This is a genomic window from Bradyrhizobium sp. USDA 336 (assembly GCF_044908355.1).
GTDB lineage: Bacteria > Pseudomonadota > Alphaproteobacteria > Rhizobiales > Xanthobacteraceae > Bradyrhizobium > Bradyrhizobium yuanmingense.
Map to the genome: position 1 here is coordinate 2723874 of NZ_JBIYDC010000002.1, position 14540 is coordinate 2738413.

Here is a 14540-nt window from a genome sequence, read left to right on the forward strand (position 1 = left end):
GACCTTCATGGCCGTCATCTTGATCACCGGTGGGGCGCGATCGGGCAAGAGCACCCGGGCGGAAGCGCGCGCGCGCAGCTTTGCCGGCCAGCCCGTCTACATCGCGACCGCCGAGGCGCTCGATGGCGAAATGCAGGAACGCATCGCGAAGCATCGCGCGCGGCGCGGAACCGATTGGATCGAGCGCGAGGTGCCGCTCGATCTCGTGCCTGCGCTGCGCGCAACCGATGGCAGCGGCGCAAGGCTCGTCGACTGCCTGACGCTATGGCTCTCCAATCTGATGCATGCGGCGCGCGATTGGGAGCGAGAGGTGAGAGAGCTCGCCGATGCCCTGCCCCGTCTCAACAGCCCCGTCGTCCTCGTCACAAACGAGGTCGGCCTCGGCATCGTGCCCGACAATGCGCTGGCGCGCAGCTTCCGTGATGCCGCCGGAATCATGAACCAGATCATTGCCGGTGTCGCCGACGAGGTCGAGTTCGTCGTCGCCGGCCTGCCGTTGAAGCTGAAATGATCCCGCGCGCCGAGCTTCTCAAGGACATCCTCGCCGATCTCAGGATGGCGACATCGTTCGTGACGATCCTGCCGGTGGCATCCTCGAAGCCTGCGGGCGACGGCGCCGTTGCGCGGGCAATGTGGGCGCTGCCGGTCGCGGGACTGCTGGTCGGCCTCGCCGGCGCCCTCACTTACAAGATCGCCATTCGCTTCGGACTGACGCCGAGCCTTGCCGCTTTGCTCGCGCTGGCCACGACCGCCCTCATCACCGGCGCGCTGCACGAGGACGGACTTGCCGACACCGCGGACGGCCTCGGCGGCGGCCGCACGCGCGAGCGCAAGCTCGAGATCATGCGCGACAGCCGGATCGGGACCTATGGCGTCTGCGCCCTGATCCTAACGTTCGGCCTGCGCTGGAGCGCGCTTGCGACGATCGCAAATCCATGGGCCGTCATGCTCGCGCTGTGCGCGGCGCACGTTGCTGCCCGTGCCGGCCTGCCGGCCTTCATGTCGCTGGTACCGGCGGCGCGGCCTGATGGCCTGTCTGCCGGCGCCGGGGCGCCGCCCGGGCGCAGCGTGGCCATCGCCTTCGCGCTTGGAACGCTTGCGCTTGCCCTGACGTTGGGGCCGGGCAAGGCGCTGGTCGGCCTGATCTTGCTGTCTCTTGCTGGCCTATTGCTGGCGCGGCTTGCCATCCGCCAGATCGGCGGGCAGACCGGCGACATCCTCGGCGCGTTCGAGCAGACAGGCGAGATCCTGATCCTGCTGGTGGCCGCGTCCTTCCAGATGGGGCGATGACCTCATGGTCGAGTTCGACGACAACTTCCGCCAGCACTTGCGCGAGCTGTTCGTGTGGCGTCGCGACGTGCGCCGCTTCCGCAGCGATCCGCTGCCGGAGGGAGCGATCGATCGCCTGATCGAGACCGCCTGCCTCTCGCCTTCGGTCGGCCTCAGCCAGCCCTGGCGCTTCGTCGTCGTCGACGATGCCGCGCGTCGCCGGGCGATCACGAACGATTTCAAGGCGTGCAATGCCGACGCGCTGAGCTGCTACTCCGGCGACCGGGCCGCGCGCTATGCCACGCTGAAACTGTCGGGCCTCGAACAGGCCCCCGGCCACCTCGCCGTGTTCGCCGACAAGGCCAGCGACATCGGTCACGGCCTCGGCCGTGCGACCATGCCTGAAACGACGGAATATTCCGTGGTCGCCGCGATCACCGCGATGTGGCTCGCCGCGCGCGCCGAGGGCATCGGCATCGGCTGGGTGTCGATCCTCAATCCGGATCGCATTCAGGCCATCCTCGACGTGCCGCCCTCGTGGAAATTCATCGCCTATCTCTGCATCGGCTATCCCGAGATCGAGTGCGACCGGCCCGAGCTGGAGCAGGCGAAATGGGAGCACCGGCGGAGTGCGGACGCGTTCACGCTGCGGCGCTAGGCGAGAATATCCTCGCGCCCAAACCGCTCCACCAGGAAATCGATGAACAGCCGCACCTTCACCGACAGGTGCCGGGTCGGCGGATAGACCGCATAGAGCGCTAGCGGCGGCGCGGAATACTCATCCAGCACTGTCCGCAACTCGCCTTTCCGCAACGCATCGGCCGCAATGAACTCCGGCAGCAGCGCCAGTCCCCTGCCCTTGATGGCGACATCGCGCAGCACCTCGGCATTGTTGACGCAGAGCGACCAGGCGGGCTGGATCCAGTGGTCGCCGTCGCCGCCTGTGAGCTTCCACTGATTGCCCGTGAGCAGGAAGCCGTAGGTCAGCGAAACATGCTCGCGCAAATCCTGCGGATGTTTTGGCGTGCCGTGCCGGGCGAGATAATCCGGCGACGCACAGATCATGCGCGCCACCGGCATGATCTTGCGCGCGATCAGGCTGGACGATTCCAGCTCCGCGATCCGCAAGGTCACGTCAAAGCCGTCCTGCACGGGATCGAGCAGATCGTCGCTGAGCACGATCTGGAGCTGAAGCTCCGGGTAACGCGCCATGAAATCGGCGAGCACCGGCCCGAGCCGCATCGTGCCGAACGACATCGGCGCGTTGACACGCAGCAGCCCCCGCGGTGCCGATTGCGCCTGCGTCACCGCCTGGTCGGCAGCCTCGATCTCCGAGAGGGTCACGACCGCGCGCTCGAAATAGCGCTGGCCGTTCTCGGTCGGGCTGGCGTGCCTTGTGGTGCGGTTCAGAAGCTGGACGCCGAGGCTCTCCTCGAGGTCGGCGATGTACTTGCTGATCGCCGAGCGCGACAGCCGCAGCTGCCGACCGGCCTCGGCAAAGCTGCCGCTTTCCACCACCTTCACGAAGGCCCGGAGGCTGCCGAGCTTATCCAAGCGCCCGCCCCGTCGATTGTTTCCAAATCGTAGACATAGCCGTCATATTTGCATGGATTGTCTCCAATCTAAAGCGGAACGATATTTCCGGCCAGAGCAAGACCGCTCCCCGAATCTGGAGGACGACAATGTCTGGACTGCACCATGTCACCGCGATTGCTGGCGATCCCATCCGCAATTTCGGCTTCTACACGCGGGATCTTGGCCTGCGCTTCGTCAAGAAGACGGTCAATTTCGACGATCCCGGCACGTACCACTTCTATTATGGCGACGAGACCGGCCGCCCCGGCACCATCCTGACCTTCTTTCCTTGGGCCGGCGTCTCGGCCGGGCGCCGCGGCGTCGGCGAGACCCATCAGACCGCCTTCCGCGTGCCGCAGCGCTCGCTCGGCTATTGGACGCAGCGCTTCACCGAGAAGGGCATCGCGTATGAGGCGCTGGAGAAGCGTTTTGGCGAGTCCGTGCTGCCGTTCACCGATCCCGATGGCATGGCGCTCGCGCTGGTCGGCATATCAGGTGCCGAGAACGAGCCGGGCTGGAGCAATGGCGACGTGCCGGCCGAGCACGCGATCCGCGGCTTCCACGGCGTGACCCTGCTGCTCGACAGCGCGGCGAAGACGGCGGCCATCCTCACCGACGTGTTCGGCTTCAAGGAGACCGGGCGCGAGGGCTCGGTGATCCGTTTCAAGGCGCCCGGCGATGTCGAAGGCAGCGTCGTCGACATCTACGAAGCCAAGGGCTTCCTGCGGGGCCATCAGGGCGGCGGCTCCGTCCATCACATCGCCTTCCGCGCGGCCGACGATGCCGAGCAGGGCGAGATGGCGCAAAAGCTCGTCAGCAATCACGGCCTGCACCCGACCGAGCAGCGCGACCGCAACTACTTCCGCTCGATCTACTTCCGCGAGCCCGGCGGCGTGCTGTTCGAGATCGCGACCGACATCCCCGGCTTTGCCGTCGACGAGCCCGTCGCGAGCCTCGGCCGCGAGCTGAAGCTGCCTGCTTTCCTCGAACCGCACCGCAAGCAGATCGAGGGCGTTCTGCCGAATCTGGAAGAGACCGCGTCATGACCGAGACTTCATTCATCCATCGCTTCGAGCCCGCGACCAGCGCGGGCTCGCCCCCGCTGCTGCTGCTGCACGGCACCGGCGGCGACGAGAACGACCTGCTCGGCCTCGGCAAGATGATCTCGCCGGGCTCCGCCCTGCTCTCGCCGCGCGGCCGCGTGCTCGAGCACGGCATGCCGCGCTTCTTCCGCCGTCTCGCCGAAGGCGTGTTCGACGAGGAGGACGTAGCCCGCCGTGCGCACGAGCTCGGCGACTTCGTCGCGGAGGCGCGGCAACGCTACGGCCTCGCCGCGCCGATCGCGGTCGGGTTCTCCAACGGCGCCAACATCGCCGCCGCGCTGTTGCTGCTGCAGCCTGACGTGCTTGCCGGCGCGGTCCTGCTGCGCGCGATGGTGCCGTTGTCGGATCCGCCCGAGGATCCGCCTAAGCCTGCGCTCGGCGGCAAGCCGGTGCTGCTGCTCTCCGGTCACGCCGACCCGATCGTTCCGGCGAGCAATTCGGCACGCCTCGCGGCGTTGTTGTCGGACACCGGCGCGCGCGTCGATCACAAGGTGCTGCCAACAGGCCACCAATTGTCGCAGGCCGATGTGGCGCTGTCCCGCGACTGGATCAGCACGGTCGAGGCCGAAGCGGCATGATCTGACGAGCAGCGGCATGTGTAGGGTGCGTTAGCCTTGGCGGCCGCGCAAAGCGCGGTCGGCATGGCTTAACCCGCCGCTTCGGTCACTGCGCAGAGGGCGACCGATCGGAACACGGTCAAGCGATGCACGTTGAGCCGATGCATATGTGATCCATGGATACGCGTAGTGCATCACGACATGACGACTTTTCTGGGTGTTGAGGCCTGCGACTTGACCGCCGCACTGCCGGCGGCCGATGCGATCCTGTTCGGCGCGTCGGATGCCACCCCGTACCTTGCAGGTCAGACCAGCCATGCCGCAAAAGCGCCCGACGTCATCCGTCGCGCGCTGCGTCACTATGAGAGCGATCTCACCCGTTGGGATTTTGACCAGGACGCCGAGTTGCTCGATCCGAGCAAGACGAGAGTCTTGGACGGTGGAAACGTCCCGACCGACCCAATGACGCCGGAGATCAACCGTGATGCCATCAGAGCAGCCGCGCAAGCCGTCCTTTCGGCTGGCGCCGTTCCGATCCTCGTGGGCGGAGACGACTCGGTCCCGATCCCTTTCTTCGAAGCGTTCCAGGACAGCAAGGGACTGACCATCCTGCAGATCGACGCCCATCTTGATTGGCGCGATCAGCGCAACGGATCGGGCTATACGTTCTCCAGCACGATGCGGCGCGCCAGCGAACTCCCATGGGTCAAGCGCATCGTTCAGGTCGGCTTGCGCGGCATCGGCGGCTCCGGTCGTGCCGAATTCGACGATGCAAAGGCGTGGGGCGCGAAGATCTTCACCGCAAGACACGTCCACCGTCACGGAATCGCAAGCGCGCTCGGCGCGATCGAGGCTGACGGCGAGTGCCTGATCACCATCGATTGCGACGGTCTCGATCCATCGGTCATCCCGGGCGTGCTCGTCCCACAGCCCGGCGGCCTGTCCTATTTCGACGTGGTCGATCTCATACGAGGCGTCGCGGCAAGGTCCAGAATAGTCGGCCTCGACATCGTCGAATTCGTTCCCGAGCGCGACGTGCAAAATCTTGGAGCGATTGCGATCGCGCGGATCATCTGCAATGCGCTGGGCTGCATTGGGCGGCGGAAGGTATAGTGGTTCACCCTTCCGAGCACAGTCGTCTCAAGTCCACACCATCCGTCACCGGAATAGGCAACACGATCCGCGGAACAGATTTCCATCCCAACGCCCCTTCGAAGACGGCTGGCGTAGAATGCGAGAGGCGCTCCCTCGTTGTGCCGGCACCAGCGCACCTCGCCGATGAAGAGCGTGTGGTCGGCGATATCGATCGATTGGACCACCTCGCAGGCGAACTGCGCGAGTGCCTGCGGGAGCACGAAAAATCCTTGGCGAGCGACGAGTGGCGGAGCGTCGCGCAACAAAGGCCTTCCGGCAAAGTGCGCGCAGAGCGGAGCGTCTTCCGCATGCAGGACATTGACCGAATAGATGCCGGACTTGGCCACAGCCTGCCACGTCCGCCCGTGCATGAGTGAGACAAGCACGGTTGGCGGGTTTGCCGAAACCGTCGTGAAGCTGTTGGCGGTCATGCCGAGCGGCGCGCCATCCCGGTCGACGGTCGCGACGACCGCAATGCCCGTCGCGAACCGCGATGCAGCTGCCCGAAAACCGGCCGGTTCGGCAACGTGACCCATCACGCGCCTTCGACCGTGAAATGGCAGAGTGTCGCCCCCTTGGGCGAATAGTTTGGCACGTCGGCTGCGACCTTCCGGCCGATCTCCGAACCGAGCGCCGCGTCCATCGCAGCAGCGTCGGGGAAGAAGGCCTGGAAGATGCAGAAAGGCGCTTCCCCCGGTCCGAATCGTTCGGGGAAAGCGTAATGATGACGCAGCAGACCGGGCAGCGTCGCTGCCAGGGATACGTGCTTGTCCACGTAATAGGCCCTGAAGGCCGATGGATCGTCGGGCGTCGGGTAAAGAACGGTCAGGCAGTGCATTGGTGTTCCTCTCAGACATGGTTCAGCCAACCGCCCAGGAGCGGAGCTGATTCCGCACGGCGGTTCGGCGTCAGGCGGCGATCTTTGCGCGACTATCGATCCAGGCGTGGATGCGTTTGTCGCTCGCCAGACGATCCCACTGGCGCTCCGGATAATTGAAGTTCTCGGTGAACTCGTCGCAAAGCGCCCGGTCCTGCGACATGGCGAAGATCAGCCGGCCCATGGCCTCCGATGGCGGCTGCAACATCATGTTGGTCCAGCGGGCAGCGGCAAGCACGCGGTTCTCGCGCGCGCGGTCGACCTCCTCGACGAAGCGCGCATCGAATGCCACCGCGTCGGTGATCGCCTTGCCGAGCTCGAAGGCCGCATATGAGGCCATGTTGGCGCCCTGGCCCATCAAGGGATCGACGACGGAGTGAACGTCGCCCAAGGCAATGGCGAGCTTGTCGCCGTCGAAAGCCACCCAGGACTGCCGCACCGTCGGCACCACCGCGCCTTGCAGCAGGTCGAGCGGCTGGGCCAGTCCGAAGCGGTGCGTGTCGATGCGGTCGTAGGTGTGCGGATGATGCTTTTCCAGCTTATCCAGAATGGTCTGGCGGAATGCTGCCGGGTTGTCATCGTAGCTGAGCGACACCAGGTCGGCCATGTCGCCGCCGGGAATGTTTTCCATCAACAGCGCCGTTTTCATGCCGCCGAAGCTCAGCGTGGGAATGACGATCATCTCGCCATGGCCGGGCGAGACGGACAGGGTGACGCCGCGCGGATCGTCGCCATCGGGGCTGCCGTGATCGACGCCGTCATACAGGCCGACGCAAAGCAGGCGCTGCGGCCGAGTGAACGGCGAGAGTTCGGGCCGGTGGGCGAACATGCGCCCAAGGGCACCCTTGCCGGTGGAGACGACGAGAAGGTCGAAGCGAGAGACCAGCGCGGGGATGTCGTCATCCTGAATGCTGGCATATTCGATCAGGCCGCCACGATCCTCGAAGTCCTTCATCAGGGCCGGCAGGTAGATCCGATAATCCACCGCGCGACTCGGCCGCTGAAATGCACCGCGGAACAGCAGCCCGCCGTCGGGGAAATTGAAGTAATGATCGTGGTGGTGATAGACCACTTGGGGATCATCCCAGTGGTTCACGCCGAGCTCGTTCTCGCGCGCGATGGTGACGCCGTGATGCGCGACGGTGTTCATCAGCCGTGTCGCCGCATACTGCTCCGGGGCGCGATCCGTCAGCACGGTTGCCGCAATGCCCTCGTTCTGCAGGTAGAGCGCCAGATGCAGGCCGCCGATACCGGCCCCGAGAATGCCGATCGATTTGCTCATTCGCGTTCCTCCCCTGAACGCAGGGAGGCTAGACCGGACCAGCCATGCCGTATATGGAATGGTGAGAATATTATAAATTCCGGCGAGGAATGAATGGACCGGATCGAGGCGCTGCAGACCTTCATCCGGGTGATGGAGGCAGGGAGTTTCACCCAGGCCGCCGACGACCTCGGTTTGGGGCAGCCGGCGATCAGCAAGCGGATTGCGCTGCTGGAAGCCGAGTTTCGCTGCCGGCTGTTCGTGCGCACCACGCGCAAGCTGCGGCCGACCCCGGAAGCCGACCGCGTGTTGAAGTACGCCAAGGACATTGTCGCGCTGCTCGAGAGCGCGGGCGCGCCGACGCAGAGCCGGATCGGCAATCCGTCAGGGACGTTGCGCATGACGGTGCCGACCTCGTTCGGCCGCTTCTTCTTCCGTGAGATCTTCGCCGAATACACCCGCCGCTATCCTGATGTCCGGCTCGACGTCAGTTTTACCGAACAGTTTGTCGACCTGATCGAAACCGGAACCGAGCTCGCGATACGGATCGGCAGCCTCAATTCGAGTTCATTGGTGGCGCGGCGGGTGGGCACTATTAAACGCCTGCTGGTGGCGGCGCCCGGGCTGCTCGCGCGTCATCAGCTGCCCTCGCTGCCGGATCATCTGCGCCGCATGCCGTGCATCACCTACTCGCGTCTGTCGCAGAAGAATCAATGGACGTTCGAATCCGAAACCGGCCGTTACGTCGTGGACATCGCGCCGGCGATGACCTGCGACGATGCGGACGTGATGACGCTGGCTGCATTGGAGGGGATAGGCGTCGCCGTGCTGCCGAACTGGTGTACCCAGGAGCACATCGCGGCCGGCCGCCTCGTCCATGTGCTGCCCGACTTCGTCGTGCCGCCGCTGCCCATGCATGTCGTCTATCCCGACCCGCAATGGATGTCACACCGGGCGCGGCTGTTCCGCGATCTGATCATCGAACGTGCGGACGTCTTCACGCTCGTTGACCGCCTTCGAAACGCCGATCTCGCCGCTTCGGCAACCACGGAAGTTGGCTCGTTCCGTTGAGCGTTCGACGTCTGCGAAGGGTTACAAAGCGGCAGCCGAGGTAAGCACGGCTCGTCCGGTCTACGCCTTCGAGCCAACATTGCGATGGCCTCACCATTGTTCGGCTCAGGGGCAAAAGCGGACTTTGCCTCTAACCGATACGAGGAAGTATACGTGCTCGTGGCACCGGCGAGCAGACATCAATTCGAGGCGTTTAAGAGATCGTGTAGACTTGTGGCCTGCTGATCATTGAGCACAACCCGCGTCGAACCAACATAGGTTAGCTCGAAGCGCCCCCCTTCGTTGTCGACGGATCGCACGCCATCGAGCACCGCCAGAAGCCCAAACAGCGTTTGATGGTGCTGTCGCAATTACGGCATTGACGTTATCGGCGTCTCCCGCTCGCAGGCTTTGGTACCATTCTGAGCGCACACGCTGTTCGCGTGGCACGTTTCTGCCCGGCGGGTTCTTCAGGAGGGCTACTGTATCTTCGATTGCGGCATCCCCCACATAGCGCTTGATGGCTTCAACGAATTCCTGGCTGTTCATGACACCTCTTCATCCGCCGACGGGCTGCTGCTGTATAGCGGGTCGTATTGATTGATCAACGCTCGCGAATGCGGCGTGGTCCGCTTGGGGTCAAAATGCGAAGAACTCAGGTTGAGCAAATCTAGTCAGGTTCACTACGATGAGCGGACCTCCGCGAGCGGAGCCGCAACTTCGCCTTCGGGCCAGAAGCGGTCGTCGCGCCCGGTCAATCTACCGGCAACCATAAGGAAACAGGCGCGGGCAGTTCCATCTAAACATGAATGGATTGTCCCTACGTCTCTTGATAGTCTCGCCCGGTGATTGGAAGACGGCAACCATGCTCCCAGCAGACTATGTCTTTGGCTTCGCTATCGCGGCGGTCGTCGGGCTAAACCTTTATCTTGGCCCACGTATCGTAAGTAAGCGCGTTGCTATGCAATGGAGTTCGAGCGGCGAGCCAACTTGGTATGCCCCAAAGTGGCTCGCTATGTGGGGGATGATTGCTTTTATGGCGGCAGTCCGGCTCTTCATCTTACTCGCTTCGACATATGCGCCGCAGCATGTGCACGGTGCTGAATTGGGGATAGTGATCTTCTCGCTCATAGCCGCCGGTTCTCACCTGTTCGTTTTGATGAAGGCGAGAGCGACTTCCTGAAGCTCGCGAGAGCCGGCTGTGGGTCAAAAGCGGTGGTCAGGGCAAGTGCGATCCCGCATCCGGTCCACTGCAAACAGCAAACACCAAAATCGGCTCAGCCTATTCAGCTAGATGGCAACAACCAATTGGTGGCCTCGTGAGATCACCGGATAATCTACTGGACAAGTTTTCCTATGCCGGGCTTATCGCAACCCTCGGAGCCCTCGGGTTCTTCTTGGGAAATCTCGTTCTCAATTTTGGATTATGGCAGTTGATCGTCGCTCCCATCATTGGAGGGGGATTGGGTTGGCTCTGTGGCGTTTGGGTTCTCAAGGAGAGGCGCATTCCCGCGAGCGCGACCATGGCCGAGATGAAGTCAGCAATGAAGCGAGACGGCGCTCTCAAGTGACACGTCTGCTCCGGGTCATGAGCGCCAATTGTCGGCACGGCGGGTTACTTCCGATTTCCCCGATGAGCCGACAACAGAGACGCTGCGCGGACCTGCACCTCTGGGCCACATTCGGACATGTGCGTCGTTAAGCTGACGAAGGTCCTTCAATAATCTTCCAATATGAGTCTTTGCGGATCACCTCGTCCGCGCGAAAAGTGTAAAAGTCACATCCTCGGACCTCGATCTTTTTTCCTTCGCCTGTAGTGCCCGTCAGCGTCCATTTTGAAATGCCCGTGTTTGCCATCGTATCCACAAAATGCTCGGCGTCGCCGTAGTGAACATCCGGTAAGCCTTCAAAGCGCGCCGCGAGCCCGTCTCGTACGTTGCGTTTGCCCTCGAAGCGGGAGCCCCAAGGCTTGCTTCCCCTCGGCATCTCCAAGACACAATCGTCAGCAAAGAACTCCATGATGGAATCCAAGTCGTGCGCGTTGAACGCTTCACACAGCGCCGTCAATTTCGATCGAATGTCCATCCTTCCCTCCATCGAGTTCCCGGAAGGCATACAATAACACAAGGGCACGCAGGTGAGTTGAAGGGCCGATTAGACGTCTGGTCGATGTCGCCTTCGAGTCACAAAGCGCCCTCTCCGGGGCAGGGACGGCGCGTCCGCTGTATCGGTGAGAACAGACAGCGGATTTGTCAGCACATGCCACCGCCACCAACCGGCGCACGCACAGCGCACTCTAAAGCGCCGGCAAACCGGGCGGCGCCTTGCGCTTGGCGGAGGCCTGCTCATACGCGTAGGCCAGGCGCAGCAGCTTGTGCTCGCTCCAGGCGCGGCCTGCGAAGGTGACGCCGAACGGATAGTCGGGCGTGTCCTTGCCGTCGTCTGTCCCCGAAACGAACCCGCCCGGCACCATGACGCTGGGATAGCCCGCCTTGGCAGCGATTGCCGCGCCGTATGCGCCGGGGAAAAGCACGGCGTCGAGCTTGTGCCGGCTCATATAGGCATCCATGCCACGCGTCTTGGCCGAGAGCAGGTCCATGGCGCGCGCCGATTTGTACTCGCGCTCGCTGAGATCGCCCCTGGTCATCTCCGCCGCGAGAAAGTGGTCCTGGCCGAAACGCAGCGCCCTGTCCGCATTCGCCTCGTTGAAGGCAACGATGTCGGTCATGGCCTTGATGTCTGTGTTGCCCAATCCTTCAGATACAGATTGAGGTCGTGCTTCATTTCGTAGAGGAAGACGACCGGCGGTCGGGCAATCGTGCCTTTGTGGGCGCTCAGCGGATTGCGGTTGAGCACGGCCATCGTCGTACCCGGCCCGCCGATCCACCCAAGCGTCGGCATGCTAGCACGCACAATGACGGCTCCGAGATCCTCCAGCATTTGAATCGCTTCGGCCATCAGCTTGGCCGACTTCGGTGGCAGCTTGCCGTAATAGCAGTCGTTCAGCGGGTCGGCGGGATCGCTGGGCACGCCGATGCGCGCGCCCTTCATCGCGTCGGCCGCAAGCCCGGCGGTGTAGTCGGCCGGCCGCCGCTGCTTTTGCGTCGCTGGATCGAGCGGGTCCTTCGCAGCGAGCACGTTGAGCAGCAGCGCCGCGTCGCGCACGGTCCGCGTCATCGGTCCCGCGCTGTCCTGGCTACGCGAGATCGGCACGATGCCGGCACGGCTGATCAGCCCGACGGTCGGCTTCACGGTGACAAGGCCGTTCTGACTCGCCGGGAATAGCAGCGAGCCCGAAGTCTCCGTGCCGATCGAGGCCGCGCATAGACCGGCCGCCACCGCGACCGCCGAACCCGCGCTCGAGCCGCCCGGGGACACGAGGGGGATGCCGTGATCGTCGGCCAGCGCCGGCGCATAGGGATTCTTCACCTGACCGCCCAGCGACGAATAGCCAGAGGGCATGTCGACCGCGAGCATGTTGGAAAGCTCGGTCAGGTTCGCCTTGCCGAGGATCACCGCGCCGGCCTCGCGCAGCAGCTTGACGAGCGTCGCATCGTCCCGTGCGCGCGCGCCTTCCAGCGCCAGCGAGCCCGCCGTGGTCGGCTGCGCGTCGCCGGTCGCGATGTTGTCCTTCACCAGGATCGGGATGCCGGCCAGCGGCCGCTCGGCCGATGGCTTGACGCCGTCGAGCCTGCCCGCGATCGCGAGTGCATCGGGATTGAGCGCGCGGACCGCGTTGAGCTTGGGCCCGTCGCGGTCGTAGGCTGCGATGCGCGCGAGATAGGCTTTGACCAGCGCCGTCGCAGTGACATGCCCATCGGCCAAAGCATGAGCGATATCGCTCATCGACGCATGATCGAGCCTCGCATGATCAAGCTTTGGGGAGATCGGCGCCTCGGCGCTGGCTGCCGCCGCGGCAATGCCGGCATTGCGGCGGGATGATTTCTGCACTTCTGCCTCGACCGACGGCGCGCGTCTCCACCACGAGACTCGAGCATGCCATCATGCCAGTGTTTTGCCCGACGGGTCAACTTTCGGGCGCATCGCGTCGATCACACAGGCGCAACGTGCAAGCCATTGAAATGACTGACCCTGGCTACTGTGCATGGGGTTGTTTTTCAGGTTTTGCTTGGAGCTGCCCTCTCCAACGCGTGGAGAGGACACAGCAGACGCCGCCTATTCCCAATACCAGGCGGAGAAGTCGTTCTCGAACTGCGGGACTTCTTTCCAGACGCCCTTCAGCTTCTTGTTGATGACGGTGGGCCATTGCGGCTGGAACAGGTAAGCCGAGACTGCATCGGTCGCCAGCATGCGCTGGGCGTCACCGAGCAGCTTGGCGCGGCCGGCTTCGTCCGGCGTCGAGACGATCTGCTTGTAGAGCGCGTTGAACTTCTCGTTGTTGTAGCCGAGGTAGTAGTCCGGCTCCGTGATCTTGACGAGGTCGAACGGTTCGACATGGCTGACGATGGTGAGATCGAAATTGTGCGGGCCATTGCCGGCGAAAACCTGCGACAGCCATTGCGCCCATTCGACGTTTTCGATCTTGGCGGTGATGCCGACCTTGGCGAGCTGGGCCGCGACGATCTCGCCGCCTTGCCGCGCATAGGGCGGCGGCGGCAGCTTCAATGACAGTTCGAGCGGCGTGGTGACGCCGGCTTCAGTCAGCAGCTTCTTGGCCTTCTCGGGATCGTACGGGTTGATGCCGGTGGTGTCGACATAGCCGAGCGATCCCGGCGTGTAGAAGCTGCCGATCGGCGTGCCGTAACCCTCGACCGCGCCGTCGATCAAGGCCTTGCGGTCGATCGCGGCGAGGATGGCGCGGCGAACGCGGACGTCGTCGAGCGGCTTCTTGCGATGGTTGATGGCCACGATGGTCTTGGCCCTGGAGCCGCCGATCAGCACCGTGAAGCGCGGATCAGACTTGAACTGAGCAACCACGCGGGTTGCGATGCGCGGGAACGCGTCGACGTCGTTCGAGAGCAGCGCCGCGGCCTGCGCCGCCGGATCGGAGATGAAGCGGATCGTCACCTTCGACAGCTTGATCGCGGAGGCGTTGCGGTAGCCGGCCCATTTGTTCAGCGTGATCGAAGAGCCCTTGGCCCAGGCGCCAAGCTGGTACGGTCCGGTGCCGACCGGCTGCGTGACATTGGTGCCAGCGCTCTTCGGCTCGACGATCGAGCCGCCCGCCTGCCCGAGCAGGAACGGCAGGTTCGGCTCGGAATATTTCACGGTGATCACGACGGTGTCGGCGTCGGGCGTCTCGACCTTCTCGAAGGCCTGGTACAGGCTCTTGTCCTTGTTGGTGCTGGTCGGCGCCGCGTTGCGCTCGAACGAGAACTTCACCGCAGCGGAATCGAACGTTTCGCCATTGTGGAATTTGACGCCCTTGCGCAGCTTGAACGTATAGGTCTTCAGATCGGGCGAAGCGGTCCAGCTCTCGGCGAGCAGCGGCGAGGTGGAGCCGTCCTCGTTGATCTTGGTCAGCGTCTCATAGATGTTGTAGAGCGTGACCTCTGCGATCGCGGCAGCGGCGGCATTGGTGGGGTCGAGCCCCGGCGGCTCCAGCGTCATCCCCATGACGACGCTGTCCTTCTTGCTCTGCGCCAGCACCGGCAAAGGCGCCGCGACGAGCGCAGCTGCAAATGCGACGATCGATAGTTTCCTGAACATGCGCGAACTCCCCAACCGATCCTGTTTCCAGCTTAACGCCAATC

Annotated in this window: 15 protein-coding genes and 1 pseudogene; 8 read left to right on the plus strand and 8 right to left on the minus strand. The window is 63.8% G+C overall.

Features of this window, described 5'->3' with window-relative positions; genetic code table 11:
• Nucleotides 1-7: 7 nt before the first annotated feature.
• Genes cobU through bluB form a run of 3 tightly spaced genes read left to right on the plus strand, consistent with a single transcriptional unit; the run spans nt 8 to nt 1927 of the window.
• Nucleotides 8-511 carry a bifunctional adenosylcobinamide kinase/adenosylcobinamide-phosphate guanylyltransferase gene (gene cobU / locus ABIA45_RS13720; protein WP_404652410.1) on the plus strand — a complete coding sequence of 168 codons (504 nt, stop codon included), beginning with the start codon at nt 8-10 and terminating at the stop codon, nt 509-511.
• The gene (cobS, locus tag ABIA45_RS13725) at nt 508-1290 is read left to right on the plus strand and encodes an adenosylcobinamide-GDP ribazoletransferase (RefSeq protein WP_404652412.1); all 783 of its coding nucleotides are present in this window, start codon (nt 508-510) and stop codon (nt 1288-1290) included. The genes cobU and cobS overlap by 4 nt, the downstream gene beginning before the upstream one ends.
• A gap of 4 nt (nt 1291-1294) precedes the next feature.
• The gene (gene bluB, locus ABIA45_RS13730) at nt 1295-1927 is read left to right on the plus strand and encodes a 5,6-dimethylbenzimidazole synthase (RefSeq protein ID WP_404652414.1); all 633 of its coding nucleotides are present in this window, start codon (nt 1295-1297) and stop codon (nt 1925-1927) included.
• On the opposite strand, the gene ABIA45_RS13735 is transcribed toward bluB, so the two are convergent.
• A complete protein-coding gene (locus ABIA45_RS13735) occupies nt 1924-2823 on the minus strand; it encodes a LysR family transcriptional regulator (protein WP_404652416.1) in 900 nt (299 codons plus the stop codon). The genes bluB and ABIA45_RS13735 overlap by 4 nt on opposite strands.
• A 128-nt stretch (nt 2824-2951) precedes the next feature.
• On the opposite strand from ABIA45_RS13735, the gene ABIA45_RS13740 reads away from it, so the two are divergent.
• The 3 genes from ABIA45_RS13740 to ABIA45_RS13750 all read left to right on the plus strand — a co-directional run bounded on the left by ABIA45_RS13740 (nt 2952) and on the right by ABIA45_RS13750 (nt 5617).
• Nucleotides 2952-3890 carry a ring-cleaving dioxygenase gene (locus ABIA45_RS13740; protein ID WP_275509260.1) on the plus strand — a complete coding sequence of 313 codons (939 nt, stop codon included), beginning with the start codon at nt 2952-2954 and terminating at the stop codon, nt 3888-3890.
• Complete coding sequence (locus ABIA45_RS13745) at nt 3887-4525, plus strand: alpha/beta hydrolase (RefSeq protein ID WP_404652417.1); 639 nt, start codon at nt 3887-3889, stop codon at nt 4523-4525. Before ABIA45_RS13740 ends, ABIA45_RS13745 begins: the two co-directional genes overlap by 4 nt.
• Nucleotides 4526-4705: 180 nt before the next feature.
• Nucleotides 4706-5617, plus strand: a complete 912-nt coding sequence (locus ABIA45_RS13750) for an arginase family protein (RefSeq protein WP_404652419.1) — start codon at nt 4706-4708, stop codon at nt 5615-5617.
• Nucleotides 5618-5724: 107 nt separating this feature from the next.
• Here ABIA45_RS13750 and ABIA45_RS13755 read toward each other — a convergent pair.
• From ABIA45_RS13755 to styA, 3 genes and pseudogenes are all read right to left on the minus strand, one after another.
• Nucleotides 5725-6174, minus strand: a pseudogene (locus tag ABIA45_RS13755) (flavin reductase family protein); the annotation flags it as partial.
• Nucleotides 6174-6476: an EthD family reductase gene (locus ABIA45_RS13760; RefSeq protein WP_404652421.1), complete on the minus strand. Its 303-nt coding sequence runs from the start codon at nt 6474-6476 to the stop codon at nt 6174-6176. The pseudogene ABIA45_RS13755 and the gene ABIA45_RS13760, both read right to left, overlap by 1 nt.
• A 70-nt stretch (nt 6477-6546) precedes the next feature.
• The gene (styA, locus tag ABIA45_RS13765; protein WP_404652422.1) at nt 6547-7797 is read right to left on the minus strand and encodes a styrene monooxygenase subunit StyA; all 1251 of its coding nucleotides are present in this window, start codon (nt 7795-7797) and stop codon (nt 6547-6549) included.
• Nucleotides 7798-7890: 93 nt separating this feature from the next.
• Here styA and ABIA45_RS13770 point away from each other — a divergent pair, with 93 nt between their 5' ends.
• On the plus strand, nt 7891-8847 hold the full coding sequence (locus ABIA45_RS13770; protein ID WP_404652423.1) for a LysR family transcriptional regulator: 957 nt from the start codon (nt 7891-7893) through the stop codon (nt 8845-8847).
• An 844-nt stretch (nt 8848-9691) separates the two neighbouring features.
• Nucleotides 9692-10009: a hypothetical protein gene (locus tag ABIA45_RS13775; RefSeq protein ID WP_404652424.1), complete on the plus strand. Its 318-nt coding sequence runs from the start codon at nt 9692-9694 to the stop codon at nt 10007-10009.
• Nucleotides 10010-10524: 515 nt separating this feature from the next.
• Here the strand turns inward: ABIA45_RS13775 and ABIA45_RS13780 are convergent.
• The 4 genes from ABIA45_RS13780 to ABIA45_RS13795 all read right to left on the minus strand — a co-directional run bounded on the left by ABIA45_RS13780 (nt 10525) and on the right by ABIA45_RS13795 (nt 14496).
• Nucleotides 10525-10911: a nuclear transport factor 2 family protein gene (locus ABIA45_RS13780; protein ID WP_404652426.1), complete on the minus strand. Its 387-nt coding sequence runs from the start codon at nt 10909-10911 to the stop codon at nt 10525-10527.
• 211 nt (nt 10912-11122) lie between these two features.
• Complete coding sequence (locus tag ABIA45_RS13785; RefSeq protein ID WP_404652427.1) at nt 11123-11554, minus strand: hypothetical protein; 432 nt, start codon at nt 11552-11554, stop codon at nt 11123-11125.
• Nucleotides 11551-12777, minus strand: coding sequence for an amidase family protein (locus tag ABIA45_RS13790; protein ID WP_404652428.1), 1227 nt, complete (start codon nt 12775-12777; stop codon nt 11551-11553). Before ABIA45_RS13790 ends, ABIA45_RS13785 begins: the two co-directional genes overlap by 4 nt.
• A gap of 225 nt (nt 12778-13002) precedes the next feature.
• Nucleotides 13003-14496 (minus strand): ABC transporter substrate-binding protein, encoded by a 1494-nt coding sequence (locus tag ABIA45_RS13795; RefSeq protein ID WP_271545119.1) that lies wholly within the window; start codon nt 14494-14496, stop codon nt 13003-13005.
• Between the last annotated feature and the right edge of the window lie 44 nt (nt 14497-14540).

Coding starts and splice junctions, on each gene's coding strand:
- styA (WP_404652422.1), bottom strand. CDS start 7,797: ATGAGCAAATCGATCGGCATTCTCGGGGCCGGTATCGGCGGCCTGCAT.
- ABIA45_RS13750 (WP_404652419.1), top strand. CDS start 4,706: ATGACGACTTTTCTGGGTGTTGAGGCCTGCGACTTGACCGCCGCACTG.
- bluB (WP_404652414.1), top strand. CDS start 1,295: ATGGTCGAGTTCGACGACAACTTCCGCCAGCACTTGCGCGAGCTGTTC.
- cobS (WP_404652412.1), top strand. CDS start 508: ATGATCCCGCGCGCCGAGCTTCTCAAGGACATCCTCGCCGATCTCAGG.
- ABIA45_RS13785 (WP_404652427.1), bottom strand. CDS start 11,554: ATGACCGACATCGTTGCCTTCAACGAGGCGAATGCGGACAGGGCGCTG.
- ABIA45_RS13795 (WP_271545119.1), bottom strand. CDS start 14,496: ATGTTCAGGAAACTATCGATCGTCGCATTTGCAGCTGCGCTCGTCGCG.
- ABIA45_RS13770 (WP_404652423.1), top strand. CDS start 7,891: ATGGACCGGATCGAGGCGCTGCAGACCTTCATCCGGGTGATGGAGGCA.
- ABIA45_RS13780 (WP_404652426.1), bottom strand. CDS start 10,911: ATGGACATTCGATCGAAATTGACGGCGCTGTGTGAAGCGTTCAACGCG.
- cobU (WP_404652410.1), top strand. CDS start 8: ATGGCCGTCATCTTGATCACCGGTGGGGCGCGATCGGGCAAGAGCACC.
- ABIA45_RS13740 (WP_275509260.1), top strand. CDS start 2,952: ATGTCTGGACTGCACCATGTCACCGCGATTGCTGGCGATCCCATCCGC.
- ABIA45_RS13760 (WP_404652421.1), bottom strand. CDS start 6,476: ATGCACTGCCTGACCGTTCTTTACCCGACGCCCGACGATCCATCGGCC.
- ABIA45_RS13745 (WP_404652417.1), top strand. CDS start 3,887: ATGACCGAGACTTCATTCATCCATCGCTTCGAGCCCGCGACCAGCGCG.
- ABIA45_RS13775 (WP_404652424.1), top strand. CDS start 9,692: ATGCTCCCAGCAGACTATGTCTTTGGCTTCGCTATCGCGGCGGTCGTC.